26 protein-coding genes are annotated in these 26,630 nt (G+C 64.1%); 9 read left to right on the top strand and 17 right to left on the bottom strand.

Features of this window, described 5'->3' with window-relative positions:
- Nucleotides 1-4: 4 nt before the first annotated feature.
- A complete protein-coding gene (locus RM543_RS10695) occupies nucleotides 5-1,048 on the bottom strand; it encodes an aldose epimerase family protein (RefSeq protein ID WP_311691439.1) in 1,044 nt (347 codons plus the stop codon).
- Between the two features lie 193 nt (nucleotides 1,049-1,241).
- Here RM543_RS10695 and RM543_RS10690 point away from each other — a divergent pair, with 193 nt between their 5' ends.
- Nucleotides 1,242-2,057 (top strand): NAD-dependent epimerase/dehydratase family protein, encoded by an 816-nt coding sequence (locus RM543_RS10690; RefSeq protein ID WP_311691437.1) that lies wholly within the window; start codon nucleotides 1,242-1,244, stop codon nucleotides 2,055-2,057.
- A 13-nt stretch (nucleotides 2,058-2,070) separates the two neighbouring features.
- On the opposite strand, the gene RM543_RS10685 is transcribed toward RM543_RS10690, so the two are convergent.
- Nucleotides 2,071-2,616: an ABC transporter ATP-binding protein gene (locus RM543_RS10685; RefSeq protein WP_311691436.1), complete on the bottom strand. Its 546-nt coding sequence runs from the start codon at nucleotides 2,614-2,616 to the stop codon at nucleotides 2,071-2,073.
- On the opposite strand from RM543_RS10685, the gene RM543_RS10680 reads away from it, so the two are divergent.
- Complete coding sequence (locus tag RM543_RS10680) at nucleotides 2,514-2,933, top strand: periplasmic substrate-binding domain-containing protein (protein ID WP_311693390.1); 420 nt, start codon at nucleotides 2,514-2,516, stop codon at nucleotides 2,931-2,933. The genes RM543_RS10685 and RM543_RS10680 overlap by 103 nt on opposite strands.
- Nucleotides 2,934-3,410: 477 nt before the next feature.
- Here RM543_RS10680 and RM543_RS10675 read toward each other — a convergent pair whose 3' ends face one another.
- Nucleotides 3,411-4,292, bottom strand: coding sequence for an NAD(P)-dependent oxidoreductase (locus RM543_RS10675; RefSeq protein ID WP_311691434.1), 882 nt, complete (start codon nucleotides 4,290-4,292; stop codon nucleotides 3,411-3,413).
- Between the two features lie 32 nt (nucleotides 4,293-4,324).
- The gene (locus RM543_RS10670) at nucleotides 4,325-5,041 is read right to left on the bottom strand and encodes a ribonuclease activity regulator RraA (RefSeq protein ID WP_311691432.1); all 717 of its coding nucleotides are present in this window, start codon (nucleotides 5,039-5,041) and stop codon (nucleotides 4,325-4,327) included.
- A gap of 485 nt (nucleotides 5,042-5,526) precedes the next feature.
- Here RM543_RS10670 and RM543_RS10665 point away from each other — a divergent pair, with 485 nt between their 5' ends.
- Nucleotides 5,527-6,285: a FadR/GntR family transcriptional regulator gene (locus RM543_RS10665; RefSeq protein ID WP_311691430.1), complete on the top strand. Its 759-nt coding sequence runs from the start codon at nucleotides 5,527-5,529 to the stop codon at nucleotides 6,283-6,285.
- A gap of 228 nt (nucleotides 6,286-6,513) precedes the next feature.
- Here the strand turns inward: RM543_RS10665 and glcF are convergent, their stop codons facing one another.
- The 5 genes from glcF to RM543_RS10640 all read right to left on the bottom strand — a co-directional run bounded on the left by glcF (nucleotide 6,514) and on the right by RM543_RS10640 (nucleotide 13,055).
- Nucleotides 6,514-7,875 (bottom strand): glycolate oxidase subunit GlcF, encoded by a 1,362-nt coding sequence (glcF, locus tag RM543_RS10660; protein ID WP_311691428.1) that lies wholly within the window; start codon nucleotides 7,873-7,875, stop codon nucleotides 6,514-6,516.
- Nucleotides 7,876-8,931 (bottom strand): FAD-binding protein, encoded by a 1,056-nt coding sequence (locus tag RM543_RS10655; protein WP_311691426.1) that lies wholly within the window; start codon nucleotides 8,929-8,931, stop codon nucleotides 7,876-7,878.
- Nucleotides 8,932-8,933: 2 nt separating this feature from the next.
- Nucleotides 8,934-10,379, bottom strand: coding sequence for an FAD-linked oxidase C-terminal domain-containing protein (locus RM543_RS10650; RefSeq protein ID WP_311691424.1), 1,446 nt, complete (start codon nucleotides 10,377-10,379; stop codon nucleotides 8,934-8,936).
- 118 nt (nucleotides 10,380-10,497) lie between these two features.
- A complete protein-coding gene (locus RM543_RS10645) occupies nucleotides 10,498-10,914 on the bottom strand; it encodes a GlcG/HbpS family heme-binding protein (protein WP_311691422.1) in 417 nt (138 codons plus the stop codon).
- A complete protein-coding gene (locus RM543_RS10640) occupies nucleotides 10,914-13,055 on the bottom strand; it encodes a malate synthase G (RefSeq protein ID WP_311691420.1) in 2,142 nt (713 codons plus the stop codon). The genes RM543_RS10645 and RM543_RS10640 overlap by 1 nt, the downstream gene beginning before the upstream one ends.
- A 100-nt stretch (nucleotides 13,056-13,155) precedes the next feature.
- Here RM543_RS10640 and RM543_RS10635 point away from each other — a divergent pair, with 100 nt between their 5' ends.
- Entirely contained in the window at nucleotides 13,156-13,920 is a 765-nt protein-coding gene (locus RM543_RS10635) for an IclR family transcriptional regulator (RefSeq protein WP_311691418.1), read from the top strand.
- 42 nt (nucleotides 13,921-13,962) lie between these two features.
- On the opposite strand, the gene RM543_RS10630 is transcribed toward RM543_RS10635, so the two are convergent.
- The 7 genes from RM543_RS10630 to RM543_RS10600 form a co-directional block, all read right to left on the bottom strand.
- Nucleotides 13,963-14,832 carry an SMP-30/gluconolactonase/LRE family protein gene (locus tag RM543_RS10630; RefSeq protein ID WP_311691416.1) on the bottom strand — a complete coding sequence of 290 codons (870 nt, stop codon included), beginning with the start codon at nucleotides 14,830-14,832 and terminating at the stop codon, nucleotides 13,963-13,965.
- A gap of 13 nt (nucleotides 14,833-14,845) precedes the next feature.
- Complete coding sequence (locus RM543_RS10625; RefSeq protein WP_311691414.1) at nucleotides 14,846-16,069, bottom strand: mandelate racemase/muconate lactonizing enzyme family protein; 1,224 nt, start codon at nucleotides 16,067-16,069, stop codon at nucleotides 14,846-14,848.
- A gap of 13 nt (nucleotides 16,070-16,082) precedes the next feature.
- The gene (locus RM543_RS10620; RefSeq protein ID WP_311691412.1) at nucleotides 16,083-17,813 is read right to left on the bottom strand and encodes an ABC transporter ATP-binding protein; all 1,731 of its coding nucleotides are present in this window, start codon (nucleotides 17,811-17,813) and stop codon (nucleotides 16,083-16,085) included.
- A gap of 3 nt (nucleotides 17,814-17,816) precedes the next feature.
- Nucleotides 17,817-18,953, bottom strand: coding sequence for an ABC transporter permease (locus RM543_RS10615; RefSeq protein WP_311691410.1), 1,137 nt, complete (start codon nucleotides 18,951-18,953; stop codon nucleotides 17,817-17,819).
- A 4-nt stretch (nucleotides 18,954-18,957) separates the two neighbouring features.
- Nucleotides 18,958-19,944, bottom strand: a complete 987-nt coding sequence (locus tag RM543_RS10610; RefSeq protein ID WP_311691408.1) for an ABC transporter permease — start codon at nucleotides 19,942-19,944, stop codon at nucleotides 18,958-18,960.
- A 72-nt stretch (nucleotides 19,945-20,016) separates the two neighbouring features.
- A complete protein-coding gene (locus RM543_RS10605) occupies nucleotides 20,017-21,924 on the bottom strand; it encodes an ABC transporter substrate-binding protein (RefSeq protein WP_311691406.1) in 1,908 nt (635 codons plus the stop codon).
- A gap of 423 nt (nucleotides 21,925-22,347) precedes the next feature.
- Nucleotides 22,348-23,058 (bottom strand): ceramidase domain-containing protein, encoded by a 711-nt coding sequence (locus RM543_RS10600; RefSeq protein ID WP_311691404.1) that lies wholly within the window; start codon nucleotides 23,056-23,058, stop codon nucleotides 22,348-22,350.
- A 398-nt stretch (nucleotides 23,059-23,456) separates the two neighbouring features.
- Here RM543_RS10600 and RM543_RS10595 point away from each other — a divergent pair, with 398 nt between their 5' ends.
- Nucleotides 23,457-23,879 (top strand): hypothetical protein, encoded by a 423-nt coding sequence (locus tag RM543_RS10595; RefSeq protein WP_311691402.1) that lies wholly within the window; start codon nucleotides 23,457-23,459, stop codon nucleotides 23,877-23,879.
- Between the two features lie 11 nt (nucleotides 23,880-23,890).
- On the opposite strand, the gene RM543_RS10590 is transcribed toward RM543_RS10595, so the two are convergent.
- On the bottom strand, nucleotides 23,891-24,778 hold the full coding sequence (locus tag RM543_RS10590) for a hypothetical protein (protein ID WP_311691400.1): 888 nt from the start codon (nucleotides 24,776-24,778) through the stop codon (nucleotides 23,891-23,893).
- 214 nt (nucleotides 24,779-24,992) lie between these two features.
- Here RM543_RS10590 and RM543_RS10585 point away from each other — a divergent pair, with 214 nt between their 5' ends.
- The 4 genes from RM543_RS10585 to RM543_RS10575 all read left to right on the top strand — a co-directional run.
- The gene (locus RM543_RS10585) at nucleotides 24,993-25,352 is read left to right on the top strand and encodes a hypothetical protein (RefSeq protein WP_311691398.1); all 360 of its coding nucleotides are present in this window, start codon (nucleotides 24,993-24,995) and stop codon (nucleotides 25,350-25,352) included.
- Between the two features lie 442 nt (nucleotides 25,353-25,794).
- The gene (locus RM543_RS10580; RefSeq protein ID WP_311691396.1) at nucleotides 25,795-26,241 is read left to right on the top strand and encodes a hypothetical protein; all 447 of its coding nucleotides are present in this window, start codon (nucleotides 25,795-25,797) and stop codon (nucleotides 26,239-26,241) included.
- Nucleotides 26,129-26,467: a helix-turn-helix domain-containing protein gene (locus RM543_RS18955; protein WP_432280453.1), complete on the top strand. Its 339-nt coding sequence runs from the start codon at nucleotides 26,129-26,131 to the stop codon at nucleotides 26,465-26,467. The genes RM543_RS10580 and RM543_RS18955 overlap by 113 nt, the downstream gene beginning before the upstream one ends.
- The coding region (locus RM543_RS10575) for a recombinase zinc ribbon domain-containing protein (RefSeq protein WP_432280465.1) at nucleotides 26,355-26,630 on the top strand (276 nt) is incomplete at its 3' end. The genes RM543_RS18955 and RM543_RS10575, both read left to right, overlap by 113 nt.

Genomic DNA, 26,630 nt, shown 5'->3' with positions numbered 1-26,630 from the left:
CACATCAGGAGAAGAGCGCAGCGCCTCGATCCCTTCTCGCAACGTTGTGGAACGCAAACCTCATCCTGTTGGTGTAGGTTTCACCCGCGCGGAGCGGGCGCGGATTGAAGGTGGGTGTATTCGGGGCGTTCGGGTAGGCTTGCGTTTCCAGCGCCACCGCGCTGTGAGCGTCATACACCGCTCCGCCTTTACCCTCGATAGCTGACCAGAGGTTGGCAGTATAGACTTGGACACTCGGCTGATCCGTACGCAGCGTGAGCGCGCGTCCGCTGCTCGGGCATGCCAGTACGAGGGCTGGCGCAACCCTGCCGGGGCGGTAATTCGAAAGACAGAAGGCGTGGCCGTACCCCCTCCCCACTCGTGCGATATCCTGCCCGAGACGCTTGCCCCGTCTGAAGTCGAACGCGGTGTCCGCGACAGACAGGATCTCTCCCGTCGGCACACCTGGCCCGCCCTTCGGCAGGTAATGGTCGGCAGCGAGTTTCAGCCAATGCGCCAGAACCGGTCCCGTCCCCTGCCCCGCGAGGTTCCAGTACCCGTGAAACAGCATGTTCAAGTAGGTGTCGGTGTCCGAGGTGGCGGACATATCGATGGCAAGCGTCTGGTTGGAACCGAGCCGGTACTCGACTTGCGCCTCGACGTGGCCCGGCCAGCCTTGATCGCCCTCCGGGCTCGTCAGGCGAAGGCGAATGGTATCATCGTCCACGTATTCCCCACGCCAGATCCGGCTCGAGAAATTCTGGGCACCGCCATGCATCGTGTGCACGCCGTCGTTGCGCGATAATTCGAAAACCCGATCGCCGATTGCGATCCTGCCCCCCTCGATCCGATTGCCGTAACGGCCGACGATCGAGCCGGTGACGCCTCCTCGCTCGGCGTATGCCTCGGCCGTATCGAAGCCGGGCACTATGTCGGCGCGATGTCCCGTGGCATCCGGCACGAGGCACCGCGACAGCCGCGCGCCATATTCGAGAACTTCGATCATGATACCGCCCCGATCCAGTCGCAAGCGGCCACCGGTCTGACCGTTGGAACGAAATTGGCCCATGAACTCTCCTAAAAACGCGCTCCGCGTGCGTTTCAGTCACGTTGCTTCCGTCCGGACCCCGGTCTGTCCGCGCAGACGCAGGTCCACGACCTGACCTGCAGCGCCCCCCGGTATTCCACCTTACAATTATTGACAAGCTGGCGCTCCCCGACAATTGGTAGAATGATCATCCTTGGGGAAAGCAGGAAGTTACATGCGGGACGTCAAGAGCAGCGTGGTCGGGGTTCTGGGTGGTGCCGGCCGTGTCGGGACGGGGCTTCGGAGAGAGCTGGGCAAGCAAGTCGGCTCGATCAGGGTGCTGGATCTGGCTTGTCCCCCCGATCTCGCGGAGAACGAAGACTTCCGCGAGACGGACATGCTGAACCCGGAGGATCTACTCTCAGCCTTCGAGGGACTGGATGGCCTTGTACATCTTGCAGGAATCCCGAAGGAGGCCTCGCTGGACGAGATCCTCAAAATAAACGTCGCGGGCACGACCAATGTCTACGAGGCCGCCCGGGAGACAGGGCTGGATCGCATCGTGCTCGGCTCCAGTAACCACGCAGTCGGCCTTTATCCCCGCACGACGATCGTCGGCACGTCCGAAGCCATGCGACCGGATGGATTGTACGGTCTTTCAAAATGCTGGAGCGAGCTGACGGCGGGGCTCTATTTCGACAAATACGGGCTGCGCAGCATGATAATCCGGATCGGGAATTGCAGCGTCCGGCCAATGCTGCCCAGGTCTCTTGAAGTCTGGATCAGCCCGCGGGACCTGGCACAGCTTGTGCTGATCGGTCTCACACATCCGGATGTGACAGCGAGCACGGTCTATGGAGTTTCCAAGGGAGGAGGAAGCTGGTGGGACAACTCCGAAGCCGAGAAGTTAGGATATGTCCCCCAGGACCTGATTGCCGATTTCGCGGCACCGGAGGCGCTGCTTGAGGACACGGAGGGCCCTGTGTCACAGCACTTCCAGGGGGGGCGTTTCGCCGCCGCAGACCACGACGGCGTAATACGCAAGCGCTGATGGCGACCCGCTGCTACGAATATATCTGCCCTTCTTCGATCGCCGGCGAGGCGTCCAGAAGGGTCCGCGTATATTCGTCCCGAGGGTTCGCGAATAGCTGCTCGGACGGGGCGTACTCCACCACCCTGCCCTTGTTCATGACCGCAACCCTCGTTGCGACGAGGCGGACAAGGGCAAGGTCGTGCGAGATGAATATATACGCCAATCCCAGACGTTCCTGCAGTGACATCAGCACCTTTATCACCTGCGCCTGAACCGAAACGTCCAGAGCCGATACCGGCTCGTCCAGGATCAGAACCTCAGGCTCAAGCGCCAGGGCCCGAGCGATTGCGACCCTCTGACGTTGCCCACCTGACAGTTGATTGGGATAGTGATCCGCAAATTGCGCGGGAAGATTGACCTGTTTCAGCAGCTCGCGAATGCGCCCTGGCGGAGGTGGTGCAGGCGATTGCCCAGATGCTGGAAGAGGCCGGACTGAACCCGAAGATACTGAGCCTGGAAAACACCGCGTGGCTGGAGTACCTGCGAGCGCCGCACCCTGAAGACGAGCCGGCGACAATGATGATGATCTCGCACGACAACACGTCGGGGGACGCGTCCTTCAGCTTCCCCAAGTACATCACCTGTGAAGGTCGTCTCACCTCGACCTGCAATACCGAGATCGATCGGTTGGTGTCCGAGGCCGACGTGGCGCAGGACGAGGAGCGCGCCCGGCTTTTCCAGGAAGCGGCGAAGATCCTGTATCTCGACGAGACGACGCTGTTCGGCATCGCTGAACAGGTCCGCCTGATGATGCTGGGCGAAAACGTCGACTACACGCCCAACCCGCTTACCGGGCTTGAAATCCTCATCGCCGATGTGGCGATTGAAGACTAATGAGTTTGCGGCAGTCCGGAGGATCCGGGCTGCCCCACCCCGAAAGGGGCCTCGCGCAAAATCGCAGCCGCCGGCGCACGCGATCATGAACGAGGCACCGGATCCCTCTCGGTTCGCTCCCTCCCCCACGTCTTACGGCGAAAGACCAAATTCGCTGCCCCTCCTCACGCCGTGCGCGGCGGTGGCCCTCCGGTCCAGTTTTTCGGGGCAGGATCAGCGCGAAGGCGTCAGCATCTCGATCTTGGGGCTTCCGGCATCCGCCGGACCTTCAAGGAGGCCAGACAAACCTTGCGCGATGAGCTTATCGGTCGGGCCTGCAGCACGAGGTGGCAGGTCCACCCCGACGGCTCGACGGGCAGGTCGTCGCGACAGCGGAAACTAAGCGCAGTTACGCCATTGTCGAAACGAAAGAATGAACTCCGGCGCCACGCGGCCAGCGGCGCCAACACTAGGCGCCGCCGGTCCGAATGGCCCGACTTATCGCCGTAGCCGCTTTACGAGGCTCGATGTATCCCAGCGACCACCGTCCATTGCCTGAACGTCGGAATAGAATTGATCGACGAGCGCGGTAACCGGGAGTGAGGCATCCAGTTCACGTGCGGCATCGAGACAAATGGCCAGGTCTTTGCGCATCCAGTCGACGGCAAACCCGTGATCGAATTCGTCGGCGAGCATGGTCTTGTGCCTATTCACCATCTGCCAGGATCCCGCAGCGCCCTGCGAGATGACTTCGACCAGCGCTTCGCCATCCAGCCCTGCCCGTTCCGCGAAGGCGATCGCCTCGGACAATCCCTGTACCAGACCCGCGATCGCGATCTGGTTCGACATCTTGGCGAGCTGACCGGCCCCGACATCGCCCAGGCGGCGGCAGATCTTCGAGTAAGGCGCCGCGACACTTTCAGCGCGTGCGTAATCTTCCGGGGTTCCGCCGCACATGACCGACAGCTGTCCGTTCTCGGCTCCCGCCTGCCCGCCTGAAACCGGCGCATCGACGTATCCGATGCCCGCCTCCTTCGCGCGCGCCGCGAGATCCCGCGTTACCCGCGCACTGACTGTCGTGTGATCGACAAAGAGGCTGCCTTCTTTCATGCCGGCAAACGCGCCGTCGGGGCCCGTGCAGAGACTGAAGAGGTCGTTGTCGTTGCCGACGCAGGCAAGCACGACATCGGCTCCTTCCGCAGCCTCGCGCGGGGTCGCAGCACTCTCGCCGCCATGGTCCTTGACCCAGGCGTCGGCCTTCGAGCCGGTACGATTGTAGACTTTCACGTCCGCGCCGCCTTTGGCGAGATGCCCCGCCATCGGCGCGCCCATCACCCCGAGGCCAAGGAAGGCAAGCTTTGGGTTTTCGCTGGATGCCATCGTTCTTTTCTCCATTCTGATCGAGGTGGGGCTTACCGTTTGTTCGCGTTCCGCCACTGCTCGAAGTCCACATGTGTCTGATCGTCCGTCGCCGGATACAGCCCCATGATCGATCGGCCCTGCAGGACCATTTCCGCGACGAAATCCTCGTAGGCCGTCATTTCGACCGCCTCGTCCGCAATCTCGTCCGCCAGATCGGCAGGGACAACGACAACGCCTTCTCCGTCTCCGACGATCACGTCTCCCGGGAAGACGGGAGCATCGCCGCAGCCGATCGGCACGTTGATGTCGATCGCCTGATGCAGCGTCAGGTTCGTCGGCGCCGACGCCCGGTTATGATAGGCCGGGATGTCCAGCGTCTCGATCACGGGCGTGTCGCGGAAGCCGCCATCGGTGACGACACCCGCCACGCCGCGAACCATCAATCGGCTGACCAGGATCGACCCGGCCGAAGCTGCGCGCGGATCCTTGCGGCTATCCATGACGAGGACGGCACCTTCCGGGCAATCTTCAACGGCACGGCGCTGAGGATGCGACCGGTCGCGAAAGACCGACAGGGTATTCAGGTCTTCGCGTGCCGGCATGTAACGCAGAGTAAATGCCTCGCCCACCATGGTCCCGCTCGCCGGGTTTATACGGCGCACATCCTGGATGAACTGGTTCCGCAGGCCACGCTTGTAAAGGGCGGTCATGAGAGTGGGAGTAGAGACGGTCTTCAGCTTCTCTCTGGTCTCGGGCGTCAGGGCCATGAAATTTCTCCGGTTATTCATTTGTACAGGCAGGCGCACCGAAATGGCGGTCGGGTCGGCAACCGAAAGACACCGCTTCACCTACTCCGCAAACGTCGCGCTGCAGTATCTTTCAAGCTGTTACCATGGCTGCCACGATCGCCTTCGCCCCATTCGTTTGGATCAAACCAAACCCGTGCGGACCGCCAGGGGCCTGATGGCGCGGCGAAAACAGCCTGGACGAGACCAGCATCGCGCTACTTTTCCACTTCGTCATTTCAGATCCCGCAGCATCGCTGCCGGCTGCCATTTTACCAATCTTTACCAATACCGAAATGACGTCAAGTGCTGCAGATGTCCGGTGAGCTCCGCGAAGGGCTGTTGGTGCGGACGACGCGTCACGCAAGGTTGCGATCCATGGCCGAAGGCGGTACAGCTATTGACATATCGGCTGGCCTTGCTGAAGATTCCGGGTACCGGTAGCGTTCGACCGCAGGGGCGGTAGAGTGCACAGAACCAAGGAAGCAACTCACTTGGCAGACAGCCCTCTCGCCAGCGCATCCTCGACCACTGGCCAGTCCCCTCGCCTCAGCACTGCCGTTTATGAACGCATCCTGGAGATGATTGCGCGCGGGGACTTTCAGCAGAATTCCCGGTTGCCGGCGGAGTTGACTCTCTGTGAGAAGTTCGGCGCATCAAGACCGGTCGTGCGTGAGGCCCTGGCGCAACTCCGCGAAGATGGCGTCATCGTTTCGCGGCAGGGATCGGGATCTTACGTCAAGCAGAGGCCGGACCCCTCGATCTTCGCCCTCGCCCCGATCGACTCGCTCGGCGACCTGCAGCGTTGCTTCGAGTTTCGCGAGGGAATTGAACCTATCGCTACGGCGCTTGCGGCACGTCGCTGGGACGACGAGGATCGCGAGCGGATCGAAGCGTGTGCCGCGGCTCTCGACCGTTGCGTGACCGAGGGCGAGATTGGCACGGAGGAGGACTGCGCCTTCCACCAGGCGATCGCCGACGCCACGCACAATGCCTATCATCGAACGGTTCAGCTTCAGCTCCGCACCCACATTCTCGCCGGTATGAACGTCACGCGCAGCCTCTCCCTGCGCAGGCCCAGGGAGCGCACCCGTCTCGTCCAGGACGAGCATTTTGCAATCCTCGACGCACTTTGGAAGCGGGATCCGGACAAGGCCAGTGAGAACATGCGAACCCACATCTGCAACGCGCGGCGTCGGATGTTCGAGGGGTCTGGCTCGATGTGAGGCAAGGGTGAAGGCCTAGCCCTCCCTGTAGCTGCGGACCGTCACGGGGCTTCTTCTGCTTGAGAGACCCGTTGCAACTCCTGCCTCCGGAGCCAATCGGGCCATCTCGACTGACAGCGCATCGCCGCCCCGACTTGATCTCGCTGGCTGTCGTGGCTGGTCTTGCGCCGCCTCGCCGGACGTTCTGGCGATCGCGGACCGTCCTTCGCTGCATCGACCGCGGCAGCTTCAAACGAGTTTGGACGGTCGCGGTCCGCCAGTCGCCCAGTCCAGCAACTCCACCGTATGCACGACGGGCACACCGGTGGCGCCGCCGATCTGCATCATGCAGCCGATATTCCCGGTGGCTATCACGTCCGGTGTCAGCGCCTCGATGGTGCCCACCTTCCGTTCGCGCAGCGCCGCACTGATCTCGGGCTGCATCAGGTTATAGGTGCCGGCCGAGCCGCAACACAGGTGACTGTCGGCCGGCTCCATCACCTCGAAACCTGCCGCCGCGAGAAGAGCCTTGGGCGCGGTCTTCACGCGCTGGCCATGCTGAAGCGAACACGCGGCGTGGTACGCGACCCGCAGGCCCTTGTGCGGGCCACTCTCCACCCGACCCCAAGGCCGGTCCGCAGGCGAGGCGTCGGTTCCGGCGACACCAGTCCTGGCGGGGTCGACAGACGTGACCTCGGCCTCTTGCATCAACTCTTCGAGCAGCTCCGACACGTCGCGCGCCTTGGCCGCGACGTCGGCCGCTTGCACCTCGAGCGGGTCGCCCCGGAACAGATGACCCCAGTCCTTGATGCTGGTGCCGCAGCCTGACGTGTTGACGACGAAGGCATCGAGTTCGCCCGCTGCCGTCACCGCCCGGATCATCTGCGCAGCGCTGTTCTTCGCCTGCTGGGTCCGGCCCATGTGCTGGACCAGGGCTCCGCAGCAGCCGGTGTCCTCGGGAATGACCACGTCGCACCCCAGCCGCGTCAACAGCCGGATGGTGGCCGCGTTGATGTCCGCGTCCAGCACCTTCTGCGCGCATCCTGTCATCAGCGCCACACGCCGGCGCGACTCGCCCAGCGCCGGGTGGAGCCCCGGCTCGTCGTGCCGCGCCGACGCAGCGGTCCGCGCGGGCACCATGTCCATCATGGCCCTGAGGCGCCTGTCCGGCAGCAACCGCCGAAACGGCTGACCGATCTTCGCTGCCCTCAGTGCCAGCCGGAAGCGGCGCGGATGGGGGAGCACTCCAGCCAGCAGCGCCCGCAGCGCGCGATCCCGCCAGGGCCGGCGGTGGCGGCTCTCGACATGGTCGCGGGCATGCTCCAGCAGGTGCATGTAGTCGACGCCAGAAGGACAGGTCGTCGTACAGGCAAGACAGCCCAGGCAGCGGTCGAGATGGGTGACCGTCTCCGGATCGGGATCGCGGTCATTCTCGAGCATGTCCTTGATCAGGTAGATGCGCCCCCGCGGCGAATCCAGCTCGTCCCCCAGCACCTGGTAGGAGGGGCAGGTCGCGGTGCACAAGCCGCAATGCACGCAGGCCCGCAGGATCGAGTTGGCCTCGGCCGTAGCCGGGTCACGCAACTGCGCGGGGGTGAAGGCGGTCTGCATCTAATGATCTCCGAACAATCCGCGCGGGTCGAAACGCGCCTTCAAACCAGCCGACAGCCTCGCGACGCCCGGGCTTTCGGGGGCCGCGTCGGGCCGGCCAACCCGAACCGCCGGCACGCCCGGCAGGCTCGCCCGCAGGTCCGTGCCCGGCGCCACGGCAAGAACAAGTCGCGCACCGCCCAGATCCATCAGGCTCCGCTCCGCCCCGGCGCGCACCACGAGCCCCGCCGCGTCCGACGGCCGGCAACGAAGCAGCCACAACTCCCCCTGCCCCAGGCCCCTGATGTCCCGGATACCCGGCCAGGGATCGCTTTCGGATATCTCCCAGCCCTTTCCCAGATGCGCCAATAGTCGCTCCTGCCGGTAGGCGACCGACTCGGCGAACCCTTCGATCCGCAGGTACGTCGTGCCATCGGGTGTGCGCGCAGCGCCGGTCACTTCCCATGGCGTCGCAAGCGCGGCGGACATGGCCGTAACGGCCTGCTGCGCATCAAGGCCATGCGCAGCCAGCGTCGCCGTTGCCTCGGGCATGGGCAGGACCTTCAGCGCCACCTCGGTAATCGCTCCGAGCCGCCCCCGCGAGCCGCAGACCAATCGGGCAAGGTCGAGCCCGGTGACATTCTTCATCACCCGCCCCCCCGACTTGACGACAGTCCCGCCGCCGTCGACGAAGCGGAGCCCCAGCAGGTGATCACGCGGGGTCGCCGCCGTGACGGCCCGCGGGCCGGAGAGGTTGGCCGCAACGATGCCACCGATCGTGGGATCGCCAGTGGTCTCCAGCGCCGCGCGCCAGTCGGGCGGTTCGAAGGCCAGCCGCTGCCGCTCCTGCGCAAGAGCAGCATTCACCTCGGCCAACGGCGTCCCCGCCTTGGCGATGAGCGTCAGCGCCGCGGGGACATAGTCGACGATGCCCGTCAGCCCCTCCAGCGACAGGATCCGCCCTTCGGGAGCCATGCCGCGCGTGCCGCCACCCGTCAGCGACAAGGGACCGTCGGCCGCCCGAATGGCCTCGGCCAACTGGGCCTCGTCAGCGGGTATGATGGACGTGTCCGCCATTCTCACGCCACCTCGGCCCCCTGCCCGCGCCGTGCCTCTGACAGCTCCAGCGGAAAGACCTTGGCCGGGTTCAGCAGCCAGTTCGGGTCGAAGACATCCTTCACCTGCATCTGCGCCTCCAGATCGGCAGGGTTGAACTGAGCCTCCATCAGGTCGCGCTTTTCGACACCGACGCCATGCTCGCCGGTCAGACAGCCGCCGACTTCGACGCAGTGGCGCAGGATCTCCGCCCCCATTGCCTCGGCCTTCTCGAGATCGCCGGGCGCGTTGGCGTCATAGAGTATCAGGGGATGCATGTTGCCATCGCCGGCATGAAAGACATTGGCACAGCCGAGACCGTATTCCTCGGTCAGCTCGCCAATCCGGTTCAGCACGCGCGGCAGCTCTGTCACGGGAATCGTTCCGTCGAGGCAGATGTAATCGCCGAGCTGGCCCATCGCACCGAAGGCGGACTTGCGCCCGAGCCAGATGCGTGCGGCCTCATCGGCGTTGCCGGCCTCCCGGAACTCCACCGGATCGTGGCTGGCCGCGATGTCGCGGATCAGTCCGATCTGGTGGTCGATCTCCGCCGGAGCACCCTCGACCTCGACGATCAGCAGCGCGGCGCAGTCGGGATAGCCCGCCTTGGCATGCGCTTCACAGGCTCGGATGCAGGGAGCGTCCATGAATTCGATCGCGACGGGCAGCACACCGGCCTTGATGATCCCGGCGACGCAGGCCCCGGCCACTTCGGCGCTGTCGAAGCCGATCAGCACCGGCCGCGCCCCCTCGGGCTTTGGCAGAATGCGCAGGGTCGCCTCTGTCACAATCCCGAGTTGCCCTTCCGACCCGCAGACAACGGACAGCAGGTCCAGTGCCCCGGTCTCCGCCGTCGCATCCAGATCGAGAATGGTCCCATCCATCAGCACCATCCGCACACCCAGCAGGTTGTTGGTCGTCACCCCGTATTTCAGGCAATGCGCGCCGCCCGAGTTCATCGCGATGTTGCCGGAGATGGCGCAGGCCAGTTGGCTGGAGGGGTCAGGCGCATAGAAGAACCCGTGCGCCTCCACCGCCCCCGTGACGGACAGATTGGTTCGCCCGGTCTGGACCCGCACGAGCCGGTCGCCCGTCGAGATCTCGAGCACCTGTGTCAGCCGCGACACGCCCAGAATCACCGCGTCGGCCGTTGGCATGGAGCCGCCGGTCAACGATGTCCCCGCACCGCGCGGCACGACCGGCACGCGCTCTTCGCTGCAGACGCGCAGGGCCGCCGCGACCTCGTCCGTCGATGACGGCAACACGACGGCGAGCGGTGTGCAGCGATAAGCCGAGAGCGCGTCGCATTCATAGGCCAGCAGTTCCGCCGGCCTTTCGATCACGCCGCGATCGCCCAGTACGTCCCGCAGGCGAGCAACGACGGCGGATTTGCGGGAGAGGATTCCAGCACTCGGCGGTGGCATCTGCATCGCTATCTCCTGTTGCGCATATCGCTTGTACTTCGGGAACCGCGCCTCGCCCGGCCTTTTTTTTATCGAGACCGGGCGATCGCGAAATGCTCGATCCCCTTTCGAGCCGATGTCGACCTCAGGTTGCGAGCGCGTCCAGTCCGGCCTGCGCCACCTCCCGGTCCTGAGCCGGGGTGCCCGAGGAGACGCCAATTCCGCCAACGACCTCCCCATCAACGACGACGGGAAGGCCACCGCCGACCACCATCAGGCGCCCGCCGATGGCGCTGGAGATGCCCCAGGCCGGCGTTCCGGGCTGGCTGATCTCACCATATTCGTGCGTCGCCTTTTTCGCCGCGCTGGCGGTATAGCTCTTGTCGATGGCGATGGTGATCGAGGTGACCTTGCCCCCGTCCATACGCTCGAACGCTACCAGGTTACCGCCCTCGTCGGTGATCGCGATGCACATCGGCACGCCGATCTCGCGTGCCTTGGCGGCGGCGCCCTCGATGAGGACCCGCGCCTCGCCGGCATCCAGTCTCTTGATCGTCAGCATTACGCGGTCTCCTTCACTTCGCGTCGGTATTTATGGAGCAGCGGCTCGGTATAGCCGGACGGCTGCTGCGCCCCTTCCAGAACCAGCGCCCGGGCCGCACGAAAGGCGGGGCCATCGTAACCCGGCGCCATCGGGCGGTACGACGTGTCGCCTTCGTTTTGCGCATCGACCTTCACGGCCATCCGTCGCAGCGCGTCCTCGACCTCGTCCCGTGTTACCAGCCCGTGCATCAACCAGTTCGCCAGAAGTTGGGAGGAGATGCGCAGGGTCGCCCGATCCTCCATCAGCGCGGTGTCGGTGATGTCCGGCACCTTCGAACAGCCGACTCCCTGATCAACCCACCGAACGACGTAGCCCAGGATCGACTGCGAACACTCTTCCAGCGCCCGACGCACCTCGGCCGGGTCAAGGTTGCGGCCCTTCAGGAGCGGAGGGTCGAGCAGAGCGGACTTCGACGCAACCTCGCGCGCCTTCAGATCCTGGTGCCCCGCAAACACGTCGACCATGTGATAGTGCGTAGCGTGAAGCGTGGCCGCCGTGGGTGATGGCACCCAGGCCGTTGTCGCGCCGGAGCGGGGGTGGCCTATCTTGGCCTGCAGCATCTCCGCCATCTCGTCGGGCTTGGCCCACATGCCCTTGCCGATCTGCCCGTGCCCCGGAAGTCCGGCCGCGAGTCCGGCATCGACGTTGCCGTCCTCATAGGCCTTCAGCCAGGCGCTGTCCTTCATTTCGCCTTTCGGAATGACGGGCCCGGCCTGCATCGACGTATGGATCTCGTCGCCGGTCCTGTCCAGGAAGCCCGTGTTGATGAAGACCAGTCGGTCCTTCACTTTTTCCATGCAAGCAAGGAGGTTGGCCGAGGTGCGACGCTCCTCGTCCATGAGACCCAGCTTCACCGTGTTGCGCGGGAGGCCGAGCAAGTCCTCGACACGCGCATAAAGCGTGTCTGCAAACGCGACCTCCTGCGGCCCGTGCATCTTGGGCTTCACCACGTAGACGCTACCGGTGGAGGAGTTGCGGGGGCCCTGGTTCCTGGCGATGTCATGCATCGCGCAGGCGACGGTGACGACGGCGTCGAGCATTCCTTCCGGCGTCTCTTCCCCGTCCAGGAGAACCGCGTCCGTCGTCATCAGGTGGCCCACGTTGCGCACCAGCATCAGCGCACGGCCCTTCACCACGATCTCGTCGCCCTCGGGCGTCAGATAGCTCACGTCCGGGTTCATCCGGCGTGTGACGGTCTCACCGCCTTTCTCGAAGGTCTCTTCCAGATCGCCCCGCATCAGACCGAGCCAGTTGCGGTAAGCGACGCACTTGTCCTCGGCATCGACCGTTGCAACGCTGTCTTCGCAATCCATGATCGCGGTGAGCGCCGATTCCAGCCGCACATCCGAGATGCCGGCGGGATCATTCTGTCCCACCTCCGTCGCCGGGTCCACGAGGACTTCGATCAGCAGCCCGTTGCTGCGAAACAGCAGCCTGAGCGGACCGTCCGCCTCTCGCAGGTAGCCGGCAAACTGCGCCGGATCGGACAGCCGGACGTTGTCATCTGCCGTCTTCAGCCGCAGTGCTCCGCCCTCGACCTCCAGTGCGCAGACCTCCGCCCAGGTGGCATCGACGAGCGGCAGGGCGATATCCAGATGCGCCTTCGCCAGCGCGATCACGTCCGCCCCGCGCGCCGCATCGTATCCCTTTCCAGCCGGTTGCCCCGCGACAGCGTCGGTCCCGTAGTATGCGTCGTAGAGGCTGCCCCAGCGCGCGTTCGCCGCGTTGAGAGCAAAGCGGGCATTGGTCACCGGCACGACGAGCTGCGGGCCGGCGACGGCGGCGATTTCAGGATCGACGGGTCCGGTGGTGATCGCGAAGGGGCCAGGCTCGGGGTCGAGATAGCCGATCTCGGACAGGAAAGCGCGATAGGTTGCCGCGTCGAAGCTCGGACCAGTTTCGGCATGCCAGGCGTCGATTTTCGCCTGGAGGTCCTCACGCACTTGCAGCAGCCGGCGGTTCTCGGGCGCCAGATCCTGCAACAGCGCGGCGTAGCCGGACCAGAAGGCATCGGGCGTCACTCCCGTCAGCAGCTCTTCCTCGATCAGTGTTGCAAGCGGTGCGGCGACATCGAGGCCATGGCGTTCGACGCGGGTCATGCGGGATCCTCCTTCAGCTTGGGATGCAGGTTGCATGAAGGCCCCGCTTGCGCATGGATTCATTCGGTGCTTTCCATCATGTGGAAAGGTGGTGGTCTCCATGGCGGAAGGCAGCGTTCAGTCGGTCGCGCGCGCGCTCACCCTGCTGCGCCTGCTTGGACGCACCCGCGAGGGTGCGAGCGTGTCCGACCTGGCGCGGACCAGCCGGCTGCCGGTTTCGACGACCCACCGCCTGCTGACCACTCTCGAAAGCGAAGGATTTGCGCTGTTCGACGGCACCACGCGTCTGTGGCATGTCGGGCATGAGGCGTTCTCGACCGGTCTCGCCTTCGATCGCCGGCACGCGCTTGCCGGATCTGCGCTGCCCCACCTGCGACGCCTGCGCGACCGGACACGCGAGACGGCGAATGTCGGTCTCCTTCAGGACGGACGCCTCGTGACAATCGGCCAGGTGGAGAGTCGCGAGATAATGCGGGCCATTGCCGCTCCGGGTGGGGCCGGTGTCCCAGCCTCCGCCTCCGGCATGGGCAAGGCCATCCTGGCCACCTGGCCCGAGGACGCGGTTCGCGCCCATGTCGATCGGCACGGCTTGCCACCGATGACCTCGAAAAGTCACCGAGATCTGGCCGGGCTGCTGAGGGATCTGACGGAAATTCGGGCCCGCGGATGGGCGCTGGACGATGAGGAGCATGCCCCCGGGCTGCGCTGCATAGCAGCTGTCGTCAGCGCATCGAATGGTGAAGCAACAGGCGCCGTCTCGGTGTCCGGTCTGTCATTGCGCCTCACGAACGCGCGGCTGTCCGCGGTGGGAGATGCGGTGATGCAGGCGTCGGATTTGCTGGGCCGCGAGCTTGCCGGCAGCTGACCCTTCGAGAGCCCACGGATCGCGAAGCGGCGATTGCGGCTCTTAAACGCGAAACCGGGAAACGGGCACGCCGGCGACGTCCGTACGGCAGCGAAAGACCTTGCCGCAGTCGGGACCGGCGTCACCGGGGCGACGGATGCTGGTGAAGAACAGCGTCTTCATGTCGTGCCCGCCGAAACATGGCATGGTCGGGCGCCGCACCGGCACGTCGGCACTTCCGACGAGTTTGCCGTCCGCCTCGAAGAGATTGAGGCGACCCGCCCTGACGCCGGCGCTCCAGTATCTACCGTTGACGTCCGCCGCGGCTCCGTCGGACCGGCCGACACTGTCATCGGGCTCGGCAATCCTTGTCCGTTTTCCGATGTGCCCGGTCGCGGGGTCGAACTCCCAGCGGTCGAGCCAGCACTGACCCGAATCCGCGTGGAACATGGTACGGCCATCAGCGCTGAAGGCGAGACCGTTCGACGTGGTGAGGCCGGACACCTTCTTCTCCGCCCGTCCATCGGCCGTCACTCGCCAGAGCGCCGCACCACCTGATCCGACCTTGTGCATGCTACCGATCCAGAATGCACCGTCGGGGCCCACCTTACCGTCATTGAGACGGTTCGATGGGAGATGCTCGGCCTGTTCGGGTTCAGGCTCGGCGAGGCGGTCGAGACGACCGGTTGCGGTATCGAAGAGTGCGACACCGGAGGCGAGGCCGACGACGAGGCGCCCGTCGCTGGTCAGGCCGAAGGAGCCGACAGGTTCGGGCAGTTGCCAGACCGTCTCTTCCCCGCCGTCGACGCCCTTGGCACGGATCTGTCCGGTCGGGATATCGGCCCACAAGAGGCGCATCCTGTCGGCATCCCAGACGGGGCTTTCGCCGACCCGGGATGGAGTGTGTGAGAACACCTCGAGATCGGAAATCATGCGGATCGCTCCACTACTCCGCGTTCTTGTCGGGTGCAGGCGACAGCAGGCGGGACCGACGGTACCGGGTCTGGAAATAGGGATACCCGTCTGCCGTACCCGGTTGGTAATGCTTCTCGCCGGGATCGAGGATGACGTTCAATGAAGCGGGATACCGGGCGATCTCGTCCTCGACGATGTCGACCCCGAGACCGGGCGTATCGGGCACCCTGATATGACCGTCTTCCACGACCGGCGCCGGGGTGATGACATCGCCCCGCCCCTCCCAGTCGAACTCCACCCTTTCGAGCATCAGCGCGTTCGGGATCGTCGCCATGACGTGCAGGGCAGCGTACTCCGCGACGGGCCCGAGTGAGCCGGAATGCGGCGCCATCGTGATGTAATGAGCCTCGGCCATGGCAGCCATTTTGCGCATCTGTGTGATACCACCTGCGCGTCCGGTATCGGGCTGGATCACGTCGACAAGTCCGCGCTCGATGTAAGGGCGAATGCCCCAGATCGTGCTGACACGTTCCCCCGCCGCGAGAGGGATGTCGACCGCGTCGCGCACCCGGGCAAGGGCGTCGAGGTTTTCAGGCGCGACCGGGTCCTCGAAGAAAAGCAGGTTCGCCGGCTCCAGGGCGCGGCCGAGCGCAATCGCGTCGGCCGCCGTCCACCACGGCGGGCCGTGGGCGTCGATCATCACGTCGACATCCTGGCCGACATGCTCGCGCAGCCGCAACACGAGATCGACATCCTCGAGGGTGATGACGCCCACCTTGAGCGCCCGGTAGCCGCGCTGCATCAGCCGATCGGCCGCCTCGGTTGTCCGTGCGTGCCCGTAAACCGGGATGCGATCGCGGAAACGTCCGCCGAGCAGGTTCCAGACAGGCTGCCCCAGCGCCTTGCCCTTGATGTCCCAAAGGGCCATCTCGATCCCGGTCATGGCCCCGCTGCCCACCGTTCCGGTCAGTCCGTGCCCCATGATTGCGGTGTGCATCTTGGCCCAGAGCCGGTCGATATGGGCCGGGTCCTGCCCGACGATGACCTGTTCGAGATCGAGCAGCGCAGCCGCGATGGCGCGCGGCCAGCCAGAGCATTCGCCGACACCGTAGAGCCCCTCATCCGTGTGGACCTTGACGAAGAGCCAGTTGCGTGAGCCGCGAAAGCTCTCCTTCGTGGGGGCCTCTGCTCCGGGAGTGGGCTTGGGACGCGGCCCGACCTGCATCAGATGGGTGGTGATCTTGGTAATCTTCACGTGTGCTTCGCCTTCAAGCCGGTTCGTGGTAACGCAGACGCTCGGTGCTGCCGCGGCGCGCAGGATCGGCGACCGGGACGGCAGAAAGCAAAGCGCGGGTGTAATCGTGCTGCGGATTGGTGCAGACGTCCTCTGTCTCGCCGGTCTCGACGATGGTCCCCCGATACATGACCGCAATCCGGTCGCAGAAGTATCGGATCACCGCGATATCGTGGCTGATGAGGATGAAACTGAGGTCAAGCCGCTCCTGCAGGTCCAGCATCAGATCGAGTATCTGCGTGCGCAGGCTGACATCCAGGGCCGAGGTCGCCTCGTCCGCAATGATGACGCGGGGGTTCGGCGCGATGGCTCGGGCGATCGAGATCCGCTGACGCTGTCCACCGGAAAACGCGTGCGGGTAGCGACCGGCGGCCGAGGGTGGCAGTCCGACCACCTCGAGAAGCTCTCGCACCCGATCGCGGATTTCCTGCCTGGACAACTCGGCCCTGGTGACGAGCGGCTCGGCGATGATCTGCTGCACGGTCATCCGCGGGTTCAGTGATGCGAAGGGATCCTGGAAGACCGTTCGAATCTGTCGCCACGGCTCTTTCAGATCCGCGTCGGACAAGGGCGCGAGATCGATCGTTTCGCCGCCGGCGGAGGTGTAGTCGATCTGTCCTGTCGTGACGGTCAGGACGCGTTGCAGGCATCGGCCGAGGGTCGTCTTGCCCGATCCGCTTTCCCCGACGATGCCGAGGTTCTCACCGGAGCGCAGATTGAGGTCGGCGTCGTTCACCGCAACCAGCGTATCATGGCTCCGCCCGAAGATGCCCTTCGGAATGTAGAACTCCTTGCGCACGGCCTTCGCATTGAGGATCGGGGCACCGACAGGTTTCGCTGCGCGCATGTCGAGCCGCCGCGCCGAAGGCTGGTCGAGCTGGCGCACGGAATCGAGAAGTCCTTGCGTGTAAGGATGTTGCGGCTTCTCGAAAAGCTCCCGGACGCCGCCGGTCTCCACCACCTTGCCGAAGCGCATGACGGCGATCTCGTCGGCAATCTGAGCCACGACCCCCATGTCATGAGTGATGAACATCACCGCCATTTCGCTCCGCTCCTGAATCGAGCGGATGAGCGCGAGGATCTCCGCCTGGATCGTGACGTCGAGCGCGGTGGTGGGTTCGTCTGCAATCAGCACGGCGGGATCGCAGGACAGTGCCATGGCGATCATCGCCCGCTGCCGCATCCCGCCCGAGAACTCGAAGGGATAGCGATCCACCGCCTGCTCGGGCTTCGGGATCTCGACCTGGCGCAGAAGCTCGACAGCGCGGTCCCGCGCGTCCTTCTTCGAAAGCTTCTCGTGCAGGCGAATGGCTTCTCCCACCTGATCTCCGATGCGGTGAACGGGAGACAGGGAGCTCATGGGCTCCTGAAAGATCATCGCGATGTCGCGACCGCGGATCGCCCTTATCTCCTTCGACTTCGGATCCAGCCGGGCCATGTCCACCAGCTCATCGCGCCCGCGGACATGCTGGCGGAGCATGATCTTCCCGTCCTTGATCCGGCCCGGCCGGTCGACGATCTGCAGGATCGAACGGGCGGTGACGCTTTTTCCGGACCCGCTTTCGCCCACGACGCAAAGCGTGCGCCCCTTGTGCAGCGAGAGATTGACGTCGGAGACGGCTTCAAAGAGCCCATGTTGAGTGGGAAACTCCACCGTCAGGTTTTCGACCTGAAGGATCGGCGGACGGGTGTCGGTATTCGTCATAGGTCAACGCTCCGCGTTGGAATATGGATCGGCCGCGTCGCGCAGACCGTCGCCGAGGAAGTTCAAGGCGAGGATGGCCACGCAGACCGCCCCGCCAGGGATGAACAGCCAGGGCGCCTGCGCGATCGAGCGGATGTTCTGGGCCTCCTTCAGCAAGACACCCCAGGAGATGATCGGCGGCGTCAGGCCAAGGCCAATGAAGGAGAGCGCCGTCTCCGCGACGATCATTGCCGGGATCGCCAGCGTGACCGAGGCGATGATGTGGCTGGCCATCGACGGCATCATGTGCCGGAAGATGACCCGCCACTGACTGCCTCCATCAAGCCGCGCGGCGGTGACGAATTCTTCGGTCCGGAGCGCGAGAAACCGTCCCCTGACGACCCGCGCGAGCTCAGTCCACCCGACGAGCGAGAGGATGACGGTAATGGCGAAATAGCGGGACAGCGGCGACCAGTCCTGCGGTAGCGCCGCGCTGAGGCCCAGCCAGATCGGGATCGTCGGCAAGGCGAGGATGAGTTCGACGAGGCGCTGTACCACCATGTCGATCCGTCCGCCGTAATAGCCCGAGAACCCGCCGAGGATGGTCCCGATGATAAGGCTGAACGTGACGCCGAGTAGACCGACGGACATCGAGATGCGCGCCCCGTAAATCGTCCGGCTGAGCATGTCCCGCCCCAGCCTGTCCGTCCCGAAAAGGTAAAACCGCTCGTCCGGATCGGCGCCGGTAACGAGGTGACGGTCGCCGTCGAAGAGACCCCAAAGGGAGTACTCGTCACCCTTCCCGAAGATCGACAGATAGACCTTCTCACCCTCGGCAGGCTCGTAGGTCGCGCTCAGGGTCATCGGATCGCGAACGAGGGTCATCTTCTGGACCCAGGGCCGGATCGCAAAGCCGTCGTCCGAGCGGTCTATGAAGTGGACGGCTTGCGGCGGGTGGTAAACCGCGGTCGAGCTCGTCGCGTGCGGATCGTAGGGCGCCACGACCTCCGCGAACAGCGCGATCAGGTAAATAGCGACGATGATCCAGAGGCTTACCAAAGCCAGACGGTGTCGCTTGAACGCGCGCCACGTCAGTCGCCATTGCGAGGCCTCGGCGTCCGTGGCGATCTCTTCGATACGGGGATCGGGAATGGTTGTCATCGGATCACCTGAACCGGATGCGCGGGTCCACGAGCGCCAGCAGGATGTCCGAAACCATCATGCCCACGATCGAGAAACAGCACAGAAGAAGAATGAAGGCGCCGGCAAGGTACATGTCCTGCGCCAGAAGGGCCTGAAGCATCAGCGGTCCGGCGGTCGGCAGAGATAGCACGAAGGCCGTGATGACCGCACCCGAGATGAGCTGCGGAAAGGCCCAACCAATGGTCGACACGAACGGATTGAGCGCAAGCCGCACGGGGTATTTCAGGATCAGGCTCCACTCGGACATGCCCTTGGCGCGTGCCGTGACGACGTACGGCTTGTGCAGCTCGTCCAGCAGGTTCGCACGCATGATGCGGATCAGGCCGGCGGTCACGCTGGTGCCGAGGATGATGACGGGGATCCACAGATGCTGGAGCAGATCGCCGAACTTGGCCCATGACCACGGCGCTCCCACGTATTCGGGGGAGAAAAGTCCCGAGACGTTCTTACCGAAATGGACAACGGCGATATACATCAGCACGAGCGCGAACAAAAAATTCGGGATCGCGAGCCCCAGGAATCCGATGACCGACGCCGCATAATCACCGACTGAATATTTGCGGACGGCGGAATAGATGCCGATAGGCAGCGCGATGGCCCAGGAGAAGAACAGCGTCGAGAACTCCAGGGCAAAAGAGAGACCGAGACGATCCCAGATCAGCGTCGACACGGGCTGTTGCCATTCAAACGAGATACCGAAATCTCCCTGAAGGATGCCGCCGATCCACGCAAAATACTGCACGAGGAAGGGCTTATCGAGCGCATAGCGTTCGCGCAGTGCATCAAGTCGGCCCTGATCCACCGCATCCCCTGACTGCGACAGGGTTTGGGCGTAGGTGGTGATGTAATCACCCGGCGGCAATGTGATCAGCGCGAACGTAACGAGCGAGGCCGCGAATAGAAACGGCACGGCCCAGAGCATTCTGCGCAAGATGAAGCTGAGGAGCATGGGGGAATCCGATCCTGAATTGGAGGTACGGGGCGTCCGCATGGACGCCCCGCGACCGAGGTGGCCTAGATCTCAATTCCGGTCGTCATAGAACCAAGTCTGAAGCAGGGTCGGCGCCGGCGTGGGATAGATCCAGTCGTTGGGCATTGTGTCCGGAACGTTCACCAGATCCTCATTGGCGATCCCGTAGCTGACCATCGCCTGCGCAATCCCGATGATCTCGAACTCGTCCGCCGCGATCTCGTTGATCTGCTGTAGAAGTTCCGCGCGGACCTCGGGATCGGTCGTGGCGCGGGCCTCGTCGTAAAGTTCGAGACGCTTTTTCACCGAGGCCGGGGGCTCTTCACCCTCGACGCCACTGGTGGAATACCACTTGAACCACGGGATACCCCACCGGCTCCCGTCGCTGATCGGAATGATCTGGTCGGGCGTTCCTGTCAGAAGCGGTCCGGTCGATGGCCAGACGGCCGCGTCGTGCTGGTTCGCGTTGTTGGCCCGTTCGAAGAAGAAGGTGCGCTCGACCGGATTGACCTCCATGTCCACGCCGATCTCTTCCCATTGCTGCTCGATAAGGCCGAGCTGGTCGACATGGTCGGGTGCATATGTCGGGATCACGTCCACCTGGAAACGCACCGGGCGGCCATCGTCCATCCGGCGAATGCCGTCATCTCCCCGCTCGAGCCCCAACTCGTCGAGCAGTCGATTGGCTTCCTCGGGATCGTGCTCGGTGTATTGCGTGGAAAGCCGCTCGTTATAGAACGCAGAGCCTTCGAAATCGCCGATCTGCCACGGCGTACCCACGCCCAGGAAGACTGTATCGATGATCGCCTGACGGTCGATCCCCAGCGACAGTGCCACGCGGAAATCGCGCTCGTTGAACAGTTCGCGCAGGCCCTCATCGGGATGCATCAGGTTGAGGTCGAGGGTCATCTGCGTGCCCCCGCGCGGGTCCGCCGCGATCATGCGATAGCCGCCCGATTCCATGTTCTCGTAGAGCACGGGGCGGTTCTGCGTCGTGTCGATGTGTCGGAGGGCCCAGTCGATATTGCCGCCGATGATGGACAGGAGCAGGCTTTCCACGTCCTGCGAGACGCTTCCCGAAAGCGCGTCGATATAGGGAAGCTGGTTGCCCTCCGTATCAACCTGCCAAAAGTAGGGATTCCGCTCCAGCCGGACCTGCGTCGCGGCCCCGGTATAGGGCTCGGTCACGATCCACGGGTCCATCGTCGGCCGGTCGGGGTTGCCCCAGCGCGCCGGGATCTCGATGTCGCCGCACGTCTGAAGAAAGAGCGTCTGCCAGTCCCCTGCGCCGGCATCGTCGATCTTCTGGTCGATGTCGTCGGCATAGGTGGGGTGGAACTGCTGACAGTAATGCTTCGCATAGAGCGTCGGATATTGCCCGAGCGGCCCGGCCAGCTCCTGCAGGAAGGTCCCGTAGGGCGCGGCGAAGGTGATCTTCACCGTCAGATCGTCGATCTTCTCGATCGAAAGCGGCTGATTGCCTGACGTGAAGCGCACGGGCGTCGGCCCGAACTCTTCGTTGAGAAGCAGATCCTCGACGTTGAACATCACGTCGTCTGCGTCGAAGGGCTCACCGTCGGACCATTTGAGCCCCTCGCGCAGGCGAAAGGTAAACTCGGTCGCGTCCTCGTTGGCCTCGAAGCTTTCGGCGAGATTGGGAATGACCTCGGTGTACTCGGGGTCCCAGCGGGTCAGACCCTGCGGCCCCATCAAACGCAGGATGTGATTGTGATCCGAACTGCCTCTCAGACCGAAGCGGATGACCCCGCCATACGTCCCCGCTCGCTCCAGCGGTTCAACGACCTCCGGCGACGCCGGCAGGCGATCCTCGACGGGTGGAAGGTCCCCAGCCTCGACCATCGCCGTGAGGGCGGGAGCCTGTGAAAAGTCCTGAGCCTGCGCGCCTGTGATGGCTAAAATGGATGCCGCAGCGGCTCCGTAGAGACGTAGATGCTTCATGAAATCCTCCTCCTCCGGACGCCACCAGTAGTGATAATTTGTACCGGTATGTCAAATCCTGTTTGGACTAGTGATGTGACAAAGGCGTCCGCGAAGCTCTGGAAGCCGGCAAGTACCAGAAAATGCACAAGGATTATCGGGTCCGAGCAATGGGTATGTCGGCCGCTCGGTCGTCTCTGGTGAACGGAGGGCCTCCGGAGCCACTCTGACGTCACCTCACCCTCAAGATTGCGCCCCTTGCGGCGAGACCTTCGATCGCGCGCTTGCAGCGAAATTCCGGTTTCTGCCCTGATTACCGGGTCACCTCGAACGGCCCAGAACTGCCCCACAGCCTCATATCAGGATGCTGCAGCGCGGCCCGTCGAAGCTGCCGTTCGCCGCGCTTTCAAACCCCGTGAAGATCAGAGGCCAGCCGCGCGAGACCTACCCGACTTTCGCGTCACGGTGGGGTGTTTCTGGTCGCGGGAGATGTCGAATAAGGGCCAGCAGCAGCGCCAATATCATTGCGCCGTTCAAGACATGCCACATGAAGTGCGTGCCCACACCCGTCGCGCGACACGCCATCAAATCGACTGTGCGAAAGCCCAGAGAAATCGTGAAACAGGCTGCTGCCGTCACCACAAGCGCCCTGGCCGGATGACGCCTGATAAGTGTAACAAGGGCAAACCCCCATAGCGCCACAATGGCTGGAAGATATTGCAGGGACCCATTGAGGCGTTCGGGCCCCGCGGCGTCGTTCGTGGCAATGTCTCTACCTGTCGTCCAGAACCCTACGCCCACGCAGGCGGCTACGATAAGACATATCCTGAGCGTCTTCAGATAGTTTCCGTTGCTCATTCGAAAAATCACGATGGTGATGTACAATGCGACAAACGTCCAGATCGGAATCACGTCCAGCAACTCAGTTTTGCCGTTGGCGAAGGTATGAAACAGGAATGATCCGACGCCGATAGACGCAGCCAGAAAAATCAACGCGATCTCCGCAAGGCCGCGGCGGCCAGACGCCTGAAGCGCACGCCAAGCGAGCACTGCCGCGATCAGGAACGCAGCATTGCTCAAGGCATTGATTGGCTCATTCCAAAACCCCGGCGCCGTTCGCTCGCAATAGAGGTCGATGTAGCCAAGGAATGTCATGAACCAGTTCTCCGCAAGCAATCGCCTTTCGCTCTGACCACATCGCGAAGCGGAAAGCGATCGCCAAGGGCTCCTCTCGGCCAATTCGCCCCGTGTTGCCCGAAGAGCAGCTTCGGGCACTGGCGAGCGTTTCGCGGCCGGTGTGAGACAGACCTTTCTGACGGACGAGGCAATCTCGGCTTCGGGCCAAGTTTCCCTCACAGTGTTTCCGACCGATACTATGCCGTCCCGGAGGCAGGCCTATGTCGCTGCTGCCAGTAGAGTCCGTCTTCTACGAGGGTTTACAGACCCCTGTTAACTCCGGATACGGTCAGTGTCGCTGACGGCGTGATAACCTGACATGTTGCTCGCCTGTGGCACGAGCCGTCGGGCCTGGCGGCGCAGAGAAGGGTGTTCGGATGACGATGAGCGAGCAGCAGTTCTTCAATGTGGAGCCCGAGGTTGCGGGCGGGCTTGCCGAAGGTACGGTCATTGATCGGTCGAGCCATCCGCCCGTGGTGTCCAAAGTGCATTACCGGGTCGAGGGCTGGCTTGGCGACGGGCTGATCGAGAGTTTCCCGGTCTTTCTGCTGCGCAAGGAAGCTTGGAATGCGATCGCTTCAGAGGGACTGACCGGCGCTCGCATCGATAACGCCGAGATCTCCGTCGCGCCGGACTTATCCGAGGTCGCTCTTCCGGTTTTCGTCTGGTTTCGGCCGACGGGCATCGAGGGGACGGACGACTTCGGGACAGCCCCCGACGGACGACTTGTCATGTCGCAACGCGCGCGGAACGTCCTGGCCGAATTCGGACTTGCCCATGCCGAGATAACGCCGGTCTGACCGGAAGGCCCTCAATACTGGGCGTTCATGTCCATCATGTCGAACAGCAGCCCCATCGAGGCCATCGAGTTGCCCATGTAGGTCATCGTGTCGATGGCCATGCGGTAGGACTCGGCCAGCGTGCTGTAGTAGCTGCCACCGAAGTATCCCGCCTTAGCAAGCGACGTGACGCCCTCGAAACGCTCAAGATCCGCGTGCCCCGAAAAGAAGTAACGTCCGCCGATCCAGCTGCCGAGGTCATCGTGGCCAAGGATTACCTCGAGGTCTGCCGCGTCCGGAAGCAAGGTGTCGAAGGCGACGCGCGTCGAAAGGATCCGCGCATCGGCATCCAGATCCTCCCAGGCCTCTTCGACCGCGGGCGCCCAGGCGTTGAGCCGTGTCAGCCACAGGAGAACCACCTGATCGTCCTCCGGGTCGAAACTGTCCCACAGGGCCAGGAGCCGGTCCCGCGCCGCCGCGGTGGGAACACTGTCCCACAGGGGGCGACCCAGGGCTTCCAACCGTTCGGTCGCGTCGATGTCGGCCCGCGACAGACCGATCCCCGCCTCGGGCAATGTCCGCACCCAGGGGTCGCTGCTGTCCCACAGATCGACAAGGGCCGTGCAACCACTATCGACGGCGAGTTGGCTGACGATCTGACGCGTGAAATCGGTGAGGAGTTCGCGGGTGCCGAGCAGCGTCTCGCCCGCCGCGAAGGCAGCGGCCTCGTCGATCAGGCCGCGGAACGCATTTGCCCGGGTGTCCGGCTGACTGGCTGCGCATCTATCGATGGCCGCGACCGCCTGGCGGACGTCTTCGATCGGTGCGTCGATCAGTACAGCCAGATCCCGGGCAGTATCGGCGCGCGTCGGCCCTGCCACCAGCATGACCACCGAGATGAGTGCGACGGCTCTGCGCATCTCTGCACCTATTGGACGGAACGCCACGGCGGGCAAACTCAAGATTCAGGTCTCTCAGTATGGGACCGGTGATCAGGACACCAGATAACCGGTTGGCGCTGACAGGCAGGAATCTGCGGAAAGTCGGGTGCCGGCAGGCCTCGTAAGATTCGGACTTCCTGTCCTCCTTTCACATCAGCTATGGATGAGCCGTAGAAACCTCTAAGGGATCGCGATGCCATACCTTGGGTGGAAACGGCTCCTGCCGGTGCTGGTTGCCATTGTGATGTTCGATACAGGGCCGAGCGTTGCAGAGGAATTCGATCCCGAGGCATGGCGCAGCGCCGGCGGGACAGACGCGAGCTTTCGCACCCGCCGCGATATGGTTCCTGGCGTCGTCGAACGAGTGACCGGGCTGTCTCGTATCGAGGCCCACGAGATCCTCGGCGAGCCGGACGAAGTCCTTGGCGAAGACGACACATGGTATGTGATGCGGGACGTCATGTTCTCCCAACATCGTGTCCTGCTCATCGAGTACGATGAGGCAGGGACCGTTGCCCGCGCCAGAGATGTCAGCACCGAGACCTGGCGCTGAACCACGCTGGAGCTGACCAGGCCCGCGGCACCCGGACGGAGACGCAACTGAACCGGAGAACGGGCCTCGAACGGAACGAGAAAGTTTCACCTGGACACCTGCCCAGTCCAGTTTCTGCTCCGGGCCGTTCGCGCTCCTTGCCGATGCCAGCAGTGTCACCTTTGCAAAGGGCGCTATCCAAGCCAGCTGACCTTGGTGCGCAGCTTAGCGTGGGGCTTCGGTCTGCTCCCACCCAGCTTCATCCCTGAACGACAACTGACCGGGATAACACGTTCACCGGTGCTGCCGCTCGTCGCCCCGACCCGCCAGGATCGGCCGATGACCACCCTCCCCGCTCATCGTGCAGCCTTGCTCCACCCTGCTTTCCGGGTGTCGAGGAGATCTTGCTTGTATCGGCCCGCACGTTCCCGCGCCATGCCCACGACGAGTTCGGCCTTGCCTCATGCGCGCTGGCGTACACGCCTCTTTGTCGGGCTGCGGGGCGATCGAGGCGGGCCCCGGCGACGTGATCGCGGTCAGCCCCGAGAAGATGCCTGACGGCGCGCCCGTGGGCGCGGGACGGGGGCGGGACATCGTCTATGTCGACGTTTCGTTGGTAGCCCGCCTTGCTGGCCCCGGTGCGGCGCGGCGGGAGATCGGCTTCGGCGCATGCCGGTCCGTCGACCCGGCCAGCAGCACGCAAACCGTGATGCGGGCGATTGCCGCGGGAGAGGCCGGTGAAGCCGAGGAGGCCCCGACCGATCTACTCGCCCGGGTGCTCTCCGCCGGTGCGTGCGATGACGCCGCCGCCTCCGCTTCGTCGCTTCCGCCGCGAGACGGGGGCGACGCCGCACGCCTACGCCATGCAGTACCGCCTGCGGCTCGCGCGGCGCGCTCTGCCGTTCGGTGACACCGTGGCGGGCGTCGCCGCGGCGTTCGGCTTCGCAGACCAGCCCCACCTGCCCCGCGCCTTCGCCCGGCAATCCGGGTTGCCCCCGGCCGCTGGCACGCCGCCCGAGCTACCTGCTCTCGGGACTGATCAAATGCGGATGTTGCGCGGCAAGCTACACACTCATCAACAAGACCCGTTACGGGTGCTCGGCGGTTGCCAACAAGGGACCGGCCATCTGTACTAACCGAACCACCATCCGCCGCGACGCCGTCGAGGAGCGTGTCCTGGCGGGTCTTCGGGAACGCCTGCTTCACCCTGCCCTCCTCGACACGTTCATCGAGGAATACCGCACGGCCTGGAACGAGGCACAAGCGGACACGCAGGCCTCGCGCGCGAGGGCCGGACGC

Origin of the sequence: Tropicimonas omnivorans, from assembly GCF_031846565.1 — a bacterium.
Taxonomy (GTDB): domain Bacteria; phylum Pseudomonadota; class Alphaproteobacteria; order Rhodobacterales; family Rhodobacteraceae; genus Tropicimonas_B; species Tropicimonas_B omnivorans.
This window is presented reverse-complemented; position numbering and strand designations above follow the sequence as displayed.